At 74.9% G+C, this 10,079-nt stretch carries 7 protein-coding genes; 4 read left to right on the forward strand and 3 right to left on the reverse strand.

Features of this window, described 5'->3' with window-relative positions:
- Window positions 1–88: 88 nt before the first annotated feature.
- Window positions 89–892: an SRPBCC family protein gene (locus tag ABZ806_RS26500; protein ID WP_500220087.1), complete on the forward strand. Its 804-nt coding sequence runs from the start codon at window positions 89–91 to the stop codon at window positions 890–892.
- Window positions 893–903: 11 nt separating this feature from the next.
- The gene (locus ABZ806_RS26505; protein WP_500220088.1) at window positions 904–1,998 is read left to right on the forward strand and encodes an SRPBCC family protein; all 1,095 of its coding nucleotides are present in this window, start codon (window positions 904–906) and stop codon (window positions 1,996–1,998) included.
- Window positions 1,999–2,016: 18 nt separating this feature from the next.
- Here the strand turns inward: ABZ806_RS26505 and ABZ806_RS26510 are convergent, their stop codons facing one another.
- Window positions 2,017–4,944 carry a helix-turn-helix transcriptional regulator gene (locus tag ABZ806_RS26510; RefSeq protein WP_500220089.1) on the reverse strand — a complete coding sequence of 976 codons (2,928 nt, stop codon included), beginning with the start codon at window positions 4,942–4,944 and terminating at the stop codon, window positions 2,017–2,019.
- 264 nt (window positions 4,945–5,208) lie between these two features.
- Between ABZ806_RS26510 and ABZ806_RS26515 the strand changes: the two genes are divergently transcribed.
- Window positions 5,209–6,480, forward strand: coding sequence for a PucR family transcriptional regulator (locus ABZ806_RS26515; protein ID WP_500220093.1), 1,272 nt, complete (start codon window positions 5,209–5,211; stop codon window positions 6,478–6,480).
- 7 nt (window positions 6,481–6,487) lie between these two features.
- On the opposite strand, the gene bdeA is transcribed toward ABZ806_RS26515, so the two are convergent.
- Together bdeA and ABZ806_RS26525 are read right to left on the reverse strand one after the other, a co-directional pair.
- Window positions 6,488–7,372, reverse strand: a complete 885-nt coding sequence (gene bdeA, locus ABZ806_RS26520) for a bis(hydroxyethyl) terephthalate hydrolase (protein WP_500220095.1) — start codon at window positions 7,370–7,372, stop codon at window positions 6,488–6,490.
- Window positions 7,373–7,503: 131 nt separating this feature from the next.
- Entirely contained in the window at window positions 7,504–8,319 is an 816-nt protein-coding gene (locus ABZ806_RS26525; RefSeq protein WP_500220096.1) for a class I SAM-dependent methyltransferase, read from the reverse strand.
- Window positions 8,320–8,506: 187 nt separating this feature from the next.
- Between ABZ806_RS26525 and ABZ806_RS26530 the strand changes: the two genes are divergently transcribed.
- The gene (locus ABZ806_RS26530) at window positions 8,507–9,964 is read left to right on the forward strand and encodes an FAD-dependent monooxygenase (RefSeq protein ID WP_500220097.1); all 1,458 of its coding nucleotides are present in this window, start codon (window positions 8,507–8,509) and stop codon (window positions 9,962–9,964) included.
- Window positions 9,965–10,079: the final 115 nt, after the last annotated feature.

Genomic DNA, 10,079 nt, shown 5'->3' on the forward strand with positions numbered 1-10,079 from the left:
GCCTCGCCGCTGGCCTGCGGTCTGTTTTGCCCCGTCTTGACCGGGTAAAGCGGCGCCGTATCCGAGTGGACGACGAGGTGGACAGGACATGAAAATCCGGACCGGCACCGCCGCCGGCACGGCGCTCGGCACCGCCGCGGGCGCCGGCGGGGTCGTCGCGGCCCTCTCGGCCCGGCGCCTCGGCCGCCGCGTCCTGAACCGCGCCGAGCGGCGGCTGGAGCGCGAGGCCCGGAGTCTCGTCGCGAAGGCCGAGCAGGCGGGCCCGCTCGGCAAGGCCGCGCTGGCCGGGGTCAAGGCGCTGCGGGACGGCAGGTCCCCGTTCCGCGCGCTGCTGAGCTTCGGCTGGACGGCGCTGAAAGAGACCCTCGCCCGCGTCTTCGGGCGTGGACGGAGGGGGAGACCGACCAACATCGTCGAACAGATCGACGTGGGTGCGCCGCGCCGCCTCGTCTACGACCAGTGGACGCGGTTCCAGGACTACCCGTCCTTCATGAAGAAGGTCGTGAGCGTCGACCAGGCGTCCGACGAGAAGCTGAACTGGAAGGCGAAGATCTTCTGGTCCAGCCGGACGTGGGAGTCGACGATCGGCGAGCAGGTCCCCGACGAGCACATCGTGTGGCGTTCGAAGGGCCCGAAGGGGCACGTGGACGGGGCCGTCAGCTTCCACGAGCTGGCCCCCGACCTCACCCGCGTCCTGCTCGTCCTGGAATACCACCCCGCGGGTCTCTTCGAGCGGACCGGCAACCTCTGGCGCGCCCAGGGCCGCCGGGCCCGCCTCGAACTCAAGCACTTCCGCCGCCACGTGATGACGCAGGCGCTCACCCGCCCCGACGAGGTCGAGGGCTGGCGCGGCGAGATCCGCGGCGGCGAGACCGTGACGACCACCAAGTGAGGTAGAGAACCATGGCACGCGGAAACCTGATGGGCCGGGCGCCCATCGGACAGATCACGAAACATCTCCCCGGCGGGCGGCGCAGCCGCGTCCCCGACCTCGGCAAGGTCGCCAAGAACCTGCCGAAGGGACTGCCGGGCGCACGGGCCGCCGGCACGGCGGGCGGCGTCCTGCTGGGCGCCGGCGCGGCCGTCGCGGCGGGCAGGGCCCTCAGCGGCCGCCGCGGCGAGCAGGAAGCGAACCCCGGCGAGGAGCAGGGCGGCACATCGAAGGCCCCCGGCACGTCGAAGGCCCCCCGCAAGGCCGAGTCGAAGAAGCGAGACGAGGGCAAGGACGAGGGCAAGGCCGAGTCGAAGAGCAACGGCCACGGCGTGCTCGGGCAGCTCAAGGACACCGTCGGCGGCGTCCTCCCCGGCGGCGACAAGGGCGAGGACGACGACAAGAAGGGCGGCAAGGGCGGCAAGGGCGGCGGCAAGAAGGTGAAGGTCACCAACATCGTCGAGCACATCGACGTGGGTGCGCCGCGCCGCCTCGTCTACGGCCAGTGGACGCAGTTCCAGGACTACCCGTCCTTCATGAAGAAGGTCATCAGCGTCGACCAGGCCGACGAGACCAAGCTGAACTGGAAGGCGAAGATCTTCTGGTCGGCGCGGACGTGGGAGTCCACGATCGTCGAGCAGGTCCCCGACGAGCACGTCGTGTGGCGTTCGAAGGGCCCGAAGGGGCACGTGGACGGGACGGTCAGCTTCCATGAGCTGTCGCCGAACCTGACCCGCGTCCTGGTCGTCCTCGAGTACCACCCGCAGGGCTTCATGGAGCGCACCGGGAACCTCTGGCGTGCGCAGGGCCGCCGGGCCCGCCTCGAACTCAAGCACTTCCGCCGGTTCGTGATGACGCAGTCGCTGACCCGCGCGGACGAGATCGAGGGCTGGCGCGGCGAGATCCGCGACAGCGAGGTCGTCCGGACGCACGAGGAGGCCATGGAGGACGAGAAGAAGTCCGCCAAGACGGAGAACTCCAAGTCGTCCGGCACCTCCTCCAAGGGCTCCAAGACAGCGTCCGCCAAGAACGCGAAGGCGCGCGAGGAGGAGTACGAGGAGGTCTGACCCCAGCAGGCGCGGGGCTCAGCGGATGAGGCGGGCCAGTTCGACGCGCGACCGGATCCCGAGCCGGGTGAAGACGTTGCGGAGATGGTGGTCGATCGTCCGGGGGCTGAGCAGCAGCCGGTCCGCGATCTCCCGGTTGGTGGCGCCCTCGGCGGCCATCCGGGCGATGTGGGCCTGCTGCGCGGTCAGCTTCCCGAACCCGCCTGATCCGGCGCCCGCGCCGTTCGCCGCGCGTGCCACCGCCGCGGCCCCGGGGCTCCGCGCGCCGCCCGTCCCCGACCCCCGCTCGGGGACGGGCGGCGCGACGGCCTCCCCGGCGGCGCGCAGTTCCGCGCGGGCCCGCGCGGTCCACGGGACGGCGCCGTAGCGCTCGAAGATCCGCAGCGCGGCGCGCAGGTGCGCGCGGGCGGCGCGGGGCCGGCGCCCGCGCCGCAGCCGGTGCCCGAACAGCAGCTCGGTGCGGGCGAGGTCGAACACGGCGCCGGCGGCCTCGTGCAGCCGCAGCGCCTCGGTGAAGTGCTCCGCCGCGTCGGCGTCGCACCGGGCGAGCAGGGCGCGGCAGCGCCGGCTGAGCGCCTCCCGCCCCGGCGCGCCGGGCGCCCCGGGGGCCGCGCCGATCCCGTCCGTCCAGCGGCGGAAGTGCGCGTAGGCGCGGGCGGCCCGCTCGTGGTCGTCGCTGCGCACCAGCGCCTCGACCAGGTGCGGGACGGCGAACAGCCGCGCCGGCGGGTGGGCGAGCCCGGCGCCGCCCGGCAGCCGCAGCCGCGCGGCGGCGTCGGCGGGACGGTCCGCGGCGAGGTCCAGGCAGGCGGGCGCCCAGGTCGCGAGCGCGGCGGCGCGCGACAGGCCGCGCCGGTCGGCGGCGCCGGTGAGCGGCGCCAGGTGCGCGTTCGCGGTATCGGCGTCGCCGTTGAACGCGGCGGTGAGCGCGAGCGTGGCGAGGTGCTCGGCGGCGTGGCCGTGCAGCCGGGTCGCGCGGGCGAGGCGCAGCCCGTCGTGGCAGGCGGCGATCGGCGCGGGCGGATGCCCGAGGAGCGCCTCGCACCGCCCGGCGACCACCAGCGCGTACGACTCGGCGGGCGCGTTGCCGGCCCGCCGCGCGGACGCGACCGCCTCGGCCGCGAGGACGCGGGTGGCCGGGCCGTCGCCGAGCCCGAACGCGGCGAGCGCCGCCCACGCCCGCGCGGCCGGGTCGGCGATGTCGGCGCCGAGCCGGGCCGCGGTGCCGAGCCGGTCCGCGGCCTCCCGGTACCGGCCGCGGACGGTGGCCGCCATGCCGCCGAGGTAGGCGAGCATCAACTCGCCCCGAGACCCCCAGGCGGCCGAGCCCGGTGCCGCCCGGCCGGCCGGCTCGTCCTGCGGGCCGCCGGGCTCGTCCCATGGGCCGCCGGGTTCGTCTCGCGGGCCGGCGGGCGGCGGGAGGGACGCCGCGCGGTCGGCGATCTCCAGGTAGGTGCGCGCGTCGCCGCACGCGTCGGCGGCCTCGGCCGCCCACATCAGCGCGGTCAGCGCCGCCTCCGCGTCGGCTCCGGCGAGCCGCTCGGCCGCGTCCCGCAGCACCGGCACCGCCGTGGCGGGGGAGCCCGCCGCGACCTCGATCTCGCCGCGCAGCAGGGCGGCGCGGGCGGCCCGCGTCCCGTCCCAAGCGGGCGGCCGGACCTGCCGGAGCATGCCGCGCGCCCGCCGGGACCGCCCGCTCGCCCACGCGTCCCCGGCGGCGGCGAGGAAGCGGTCGGTGCGGGCGCCGTCCGCGACGGTGAGCGTCGCGGCCCGCTGCCACAGCCGCCACGAGTCGGCGTAGCGGCCCGCGCGCCGGGCCCTCGCCGCCGCGTCCGCGAGTTCGGCGGCGAGCGCGTCGTCGGGTTCGCCGGTGACGGCGGCGCGGTGCCACAGCCGCCGGGGCCGCTGCCATTCCCGGTCGAGGACCCCGGCGAGCAGCGCGTGCGCGTCCTGCCGCTCCTCCCGTGACGCATCCGCCCACAGCGAGGACCGGACGAGCCGGTCGCGGACCGCGACGCCCTCGCCCTCGAACCGCAGCAGCCCCGAGTCGCGGGCCGCGTCGAGGTCGGCGGCGCCGATGCCGTCCAGCCGGGCGGCCCGCGCGAGCGTCGCGGCGCCGAGCCACTCCTCGGCCACCGCCATCAGGACGAGCCGCCGCGCGCCGGCGGGAAGCCGCCGGTGGCGGCGCCGGTACCGGGCGCGCAGGGTGCTGCCGGCGGGGAGCGCGCGCGGCGGCGGCGCCGCCCCGGACAACTGCCCGGGGGTCAGCGCGGCGGCGAGTTCCCGGATCGCGAGGGGCCGCCCGCACGCCAGGTCGACGATCTCCTCGGCGAGGTCGCCGCCGCCGGTGCCGAGCGCGTCCGCTAACACCCGCAGGCTCGCCTCCTCGTCGAGCGGCGCCAGCCGCAGCCGCGGGATGCCCGCGAGGTCCGCCGGATCCTCCGAGTCGTCGCGGGCGGCGAACAGCACCGCGACCGGCTCGTCCTGGACGCGCCGCGCCGCGAACGCCAGCACCTCCAGCGAGGCGCGGTCGAGCCACTGGACGTCGTCCGCCCAGCACAGCACGGGCCCGCTCGCCGCGGCGAGGCTGAGCAGCTCGCACACCGCCGTGTACAGGACGAGCGGCGCGGCGGTCGGCGCCCCGTCCATGATCGCGGCGAGCGCGCCGCGGTGCGCGGGCGGCAGCCGCCCGGTCTCGGTGGCGAGGGGCCGCAGCAGCCGGTGCAGCCCCGCGTACGGGACGCCGGTCTCGCCGGGGACGCCGGTCGTCCCGATCGTCCGGAAGGCGGGCCCGGCCGCGCGGGCGGCGGCCGCCAGCAGCGCCGTCCGGCCGGCGCCGGCGTCCCCGGCGATCGTGAGGGCGCCGCCGCGCCCGCCGCGGGCCCGGTCGAGCAGCACCTCGACCGCCCGGGTCTCGCGTTCGCGTCCGTGCAGGGGGTGGGTCATGGCGGGGTCCCTCCTCGGCGGGGAACCGGCCTCGGCCGGGAGGCCGTGCGGGCTCCTCTATTGGACGGGGGCTCAAAAGCGAAGGGGACCATAGGTGAGCACGGCCACCCGCGACCGGTCCAGAGCGGCTTTCACTCGCGTGGCCGCCGCGCAATCCGGACGGGCCCCGATTGTGAGCCCGCACAGTCTGGCCGTCCGGCGATGGCCCGTACGCGCCCGTGATGGCACGATGAGGCCCCCGCGTTGTGCTGGAGGTGGCCCTCGATGACGGGAGGACGGCCTGATCTGGCCGGCCAGGTCGACGCCGACCGGACGATCATGCGCAAGGCGGTGCTGCGGCTCTCGGACCGGCTGCCCGACCTCGCCGACCGGCTCGCCGCCGAGATCCTTTCCGGTGACCGCGGCGACCGCGACGACGCGTTCCGGCACGACGTGTGGGAGATGTGCCACACCGGGCTCGGGCACGGCTTCAAGACGATCCTCGACCCGGGCCGGGGCCGCGCCGACCTGGACTGGGCGCGCCGGCTCGGGCAGCGCCGCGCGCACCAGGGGCAGCCGCTGGACCAGCTGCTGCGCTCCTACCGGCTGTCCGGGCGGGTGTTCTGGGAGGCGGTCGTCGAGGTCGTCGGGCAGCACGACCCGGAGAACGTCCCGGCGCTGATCCGGCAGGCGACCCGCACCTGGGACACGATCGACGAGCAGTCCGGCGCCGCCGCGGCCGCCTACCACCGCACCGAGCTGGAGCTGGCGCGGCGCAGCGAGGAGCGCGTGCACGCGATCGTGGACGCGCTGCTGGACGGGCAGGGCGCCGACGGCGGGCTGCTCGCGACCGCCACGTCCGTCCTCGGCCTGCCCGTGACCGGGCGGTACGCCGTGGTGATGCTGGGCGCCGAGTGCGGGTTCGGGGACGGCGTCGAGCGGCGCCCCGCCGACACCGGCGGCATGCGGTTCATCTGGCGGCTGCGCACCGACGCGCAGGTGGCGCTGGTCGCGCTCGGCACCGCCGGGCTCGACGACCTCGTCACCGCCGTCCGGCCGTACGCGCGCTCGCACGCCGGGGTCAGCCCGGTCGTCGGGTCGCTGGCGGAGCTGGGCGGCGCCCGCTGGTTCGCGGAGCTGGCGCTGCGGACGTGCCGCGGCCCCGGCAACCAGATCGCCCGCCTGGACCGGCGGCTGCCCGACGCGCTAGTGCTGTCCCAGCCGCGGCTGTCCTCGCGGCTCGGGCAGGTCGCGCTCGGCGGCCTGTCCGACGTGGACCCCGGCTTCCGGGACGTCCTGCTGATGACGCTGGAGACCTGGCTGGAGTGCGACGGCTCGGCGGCCCGCGCGGCGGACCGGCTGTTCTGCCACCGCAACACCGTCCTCAACCGGCTCCGCAAGATCGAGCAGCTCACCGGCCGGACGCTCACCCGCCCCGGCGACCTCGTCGAGCTGTCGCTCGCGCTGAGCGCGCTGCGGCTGCACGGCACGGGGGACGGCTCCGACGGCATGGCCGGGCCGCCCGTGCGCGGAGGCGGCGGGCGGCCCGGCCGGTAGCGGTGGCCTACGAGTTCGGGCAGGTGTCCCGGTACTCGGAGATGTTCAGGTCCCGGCTCGGGCCGGGGCACAGGAACTGGTCATAGCGGGTGTCGTTGTCGATGTACCGCTTGAGCCAGGAGATGCTGTACTTCGCGATCGTCGTGTTCGCGATGTTCGGCGCGAAGTGGCTGGCGCCGTTCAGCTCCAGGTACGCCTTCTCGGACGAGGCCGGGATGCTGCTGTAGAAGGGCTCGGAGTGGGAGGCGACGGGCGCGATCGTGTCCGCCTCGGCGCCGATGATCATCGTGGGGACGCGCACGTCCGAGAAGTTCTTCTGCAGGTCCCACGGGGTGAGCGGGATCGCGGCCTGCAGCTGCGGGCGGTCCTCGGCGGCCTCCAGCGTGCCGCCGCCGCCCATCGAGTGGCCCATCACGCCGAGCCGGGTCGCGTCGATCCGGCTCCGCACGCCGCTGCGCCCGGTGAGGTAGTCGAGCGCGGCCTCCAGCTGCCGGGCGCGGCTGGAGGGCTGGTCGAGCCGGGTGTTGGTGTCGATCGTGAAGATCACGAAGCCCTGGGAGGCGAGCCGCGGGCCGAGCCAGGCCATGCTGCTCTGGTCGGCGGTGAAGCCGGGCGCCACCGCGACCGCGCCGAACGTCCCCGCGGACGTGCTGGTCGGGTAGTAGATCGTCCCGCCGCCGAAGCCGGACACGCTCAGCGACGACACGCTCGTCTGGGACGTCGCGAACGGGCCGCGCAGCGCCTCGATGCTGCTCTCGGTCGGCGCGGGGCCGCGCTCGTAGGGGTTGTCGGCCGCCTGCGCGGCCTGGGAGAGGGCCTGCGGGACGGCGAGTGCGCCGGCGGCCAGGGCCGTGGCGAGCAGCGTTTTCGCCGCCGTGGGGATGGATCGCACGTCGGATCGCTCCTGTTCGGGGGGAGGAGCCGGGAGCCGGCTCCCCGGAACGGGGCGGAGCCGGGGGCCGGCTCCAGGACGCGCTCAGTCTGCGCACGCGGCCGGCCCCCGGGCATCGGCGAAATCGCCGGTCATCCCGCGACGACGGCCCTGACCAGGCGGAAGTAGTCGAACGGGCGCAGCGCGTCCGCCCGCCGCCAGGTCTCCGGCGGGACGGCGTCGCGCAGGGTGGTGTTCGCGGCGACCTCGAACCCGTGGCCGGTCAGCAGCGCGTCGATCTCGCCGGGCGTGAAGTGCGAGCGGTAGGGCTCGGCGTGCTCGCCGACGACCTGTGCGGCGATCTCGGCGTAGGCGCCGCCCTCGGCGTCCCGGTGGCCGTCGGGGAGCGCGTAGTCCATGACGAGTTCGGTGCCGGGCGCGAGCCGGGCGATCTCGTCCAGGGTCTTCGCGATGGCGTCGCGGGTGAGGTAGAAGCTGACGCCGAGCCAGCTCACCAGCGCGGTTCTGCCCGTGTCGAATCCGGTGCCGGTGAGCTTTCCGATCGGCTCCTCGGCCTCGAAATCGGCGGGGACGAGCGCGACCCGCTCGGGGATCTCGATGCCGGCCGCCGCCAGCAGGCCCCTTTTCCATTCCTGCGTCGCCGGGTGGTCGACCTCGAAGACCCGGATTGGCGACTCCCCGCGATAGCCGCAGGTGTCGAGCCCCGCGCCGAGCACCACGTACTGCCCGTGCGCGCCGAGCCGCTCCTCCGCGTACCGGGCCCGGACGGTGGTGACCGCCCTGGTCCCGGCCAGGATGATGTGCTCGCCGTGCGTGCGGTGGTACCCGATCATCTCGTCCGCGAGACCGCCGAGCAGCCGCTCCGCGACCGTGTCCGCGAAGATGGCAGGCGCGCCGTCCGCCGTCAGGTGAGCCGCCCGCGCCGCCGCTGCGGAAAGCGCGGTCATGCTGGGCCGTCCCTCGTCCATCGGCCGTTCCCCTTTCGTCGAAAGAGGAACATACCTGCCGATTTCTTCAGCATAACAGAGTCAAATAAATTGCCGATAAACGCGCCATCACATTATCGCTGTCAGCGGGATGACAGCGATCTGCCAGGACATCGCCGAAAACTGTTCCACGGAGAAGGGAGACATCATGGACGACGTCCTCATCATCGGAGCCGGCCCGACCGGCCTCACCCTCGCGGTGGACCTCGCCAGGCGCGGGATCCGGCCCCGGATCATCGACCCCGGCTCGCGCACCGGCTCGCGCGGCAAGGGCCTGCAACCGCGCACGCTTGAGGTCTTCGACGACCTCGGGGTGATCGGCGCGATCCTCGGCACGGGCGGGCTGTACCCGCCGATCCGCGCCTACGCGGGCAGCGAGGTCGTGTGGGAGGGGCGGATGGGCGAGACGAAGGTTCCGTCGGACGCCGTCCCGTACCCGAACGGGCTGATGGTGCCGCAGTGGCGCACCGAGGAGATCCTCCGCGACCGCCTGGCGGAACTGGGCGGACGGGTGGAGCGGGCCGAACTCGCCACGTTCACCCAGGACGCCGACGGGGTGACCGCGACGCTCGCGGACGGCACGACGGTACGCGCCGCCTATCTCGTCGGCGCGGACGGCGGCCGGAGCGTCGTCCGCAAGACCCTCGGCATCCCGTTCGCGGGCGAGACCCGGGAGGAGGAGCGCGCGCTCATCGGGGACGTCCGGACCGCCGACCTCGACCGGGACCACTGGCACATGTGGGCCGACCTGGAGACGCAGACCCCGCGGGTCGGCCTCTGCCCGCTCGCCGGGACCGACGACTTCCAGTTCACCGCCCCCCTCGGGGCGTCGGAGAACCCGGAGCTCACCCTGGCGACCTACCAGAAGACGCTGGAGGCCGGCTCTGGCCGCACCGACATCCGGCTGACCGACCTGACCTGGAGTTCGATCTACCGGGTCAACATCCGGATGGCCGAGCGCTTCCGGGACGGCCGCGCCTTCCTGGCCGGTGACGCCGCGCACGTCCATTCGCCCGCCGGCGGCCAGGGCCTCAACACCGGCGTCCAGGACGCCTACAACCTCGGCTGGAAGCTGGCGAGCGTCCTCGGCGGTGGGCCCGCGGCCCTCCTCGACACCTACGAGGAGGAGCGCCTCCCCACGGCCGCCGGCGTGCTCGGCATCAGCACGCGGCTCTACGAGAAGGCCGCCCAGGGGCAGGCGGACGCGTGGAAACGCGGAGAGGAGACCCAGCAGCTCCTGCTCGGCTACCCCGACAGCTCCCTGTCCGAAGGCCCGCTCGGCGGCATGCGCGCCCCGGACGCCGTCCTGCACGACAGGTCCGGCACCCGGCACCGCCTGCACGACCTGCTACGCGGCACGCACTTCACCGTCCTGACCTTCGACCCCGCGCCGGCCTCCGACCCCGCGTCGGCCTCCGACACGGAGTTCGAGCACCCCGGCGTCCGCGTCGTCACGATCGGCGACACGGGCGACTACCGAGAGCCGGCCGACGCGGCCCGCACGTTCTACGCCACCGCCCCCCTGGCCCTGATCCGCCCAGACGGCTACATAGCCGCCACAGGCGACGCAACCGAGATCCGCACCCACCTGAACCACCTCACCTAGCACAAGGCCCCCCGCCGATGTTGATCTGCGGCGTGTTGTTGTTTTCGACGCGCTCAAAACAACATGCCCGCCATGTTCACCTGCGGCCGCACCGCCGGGTGGGCGGCGCACATCC

It is taken from the genome of Spirillospora sp. NPDC047418 (assembly GCF_040643275.1).
Lineage (GTDB): Bacteria > Actinomycetota > Actinomycetes > Streptosporangiales > Streptosporangiaceae > Spirillospora.

Excerpts from the sequence above, each read along its gene's own strand:
- ABZ806_RS26500 (WP_500220087.1), top strand. The coding sequence starts at position 89 with ATGAAAATCCGGACCGGCACCGCCGCCGGCACGGCGCTCGGCACCGCC.
- ABZ806_RS26505 (WP_500220088.1), top strand. The coding sequence starts at position 904 with ATGGCACGCGGAAACCTGATGGGCCGGGCGCCCATCGGACAGATCACG.
- ABZ806_RS26510 (WP_500220089.1), bottom strand. The coding sequence starts at position 4,944 with ATGACCCACCCCCTGCACGGACGCGAACGCGAGACCCGGGCGGTCGAG.
- ABZ806_RS26515 (WP_500220093.1), top strand. The coding sequence starts at position 5,209 with ATGACGGGAGGACGGCCTGATCTGGCCGGCCAGGTCGACGCCGACCGG.
- ABZ806_RS26525 (WP_500220096.1), bottom strand. The coding sequence starts at position 8,319 with ATGACCGCGCTTTCCGCAGCGGCGGCGCGGGCGGCTCACCTGACGGCG.
- ABZ806_RS26530 (WP_500220097.1), top strand. The coding sequence starts at position 8,507 with ATGGACGACGTCCTCATCATCGGAGCCGGCCCGACCGGCCTCACCCTC.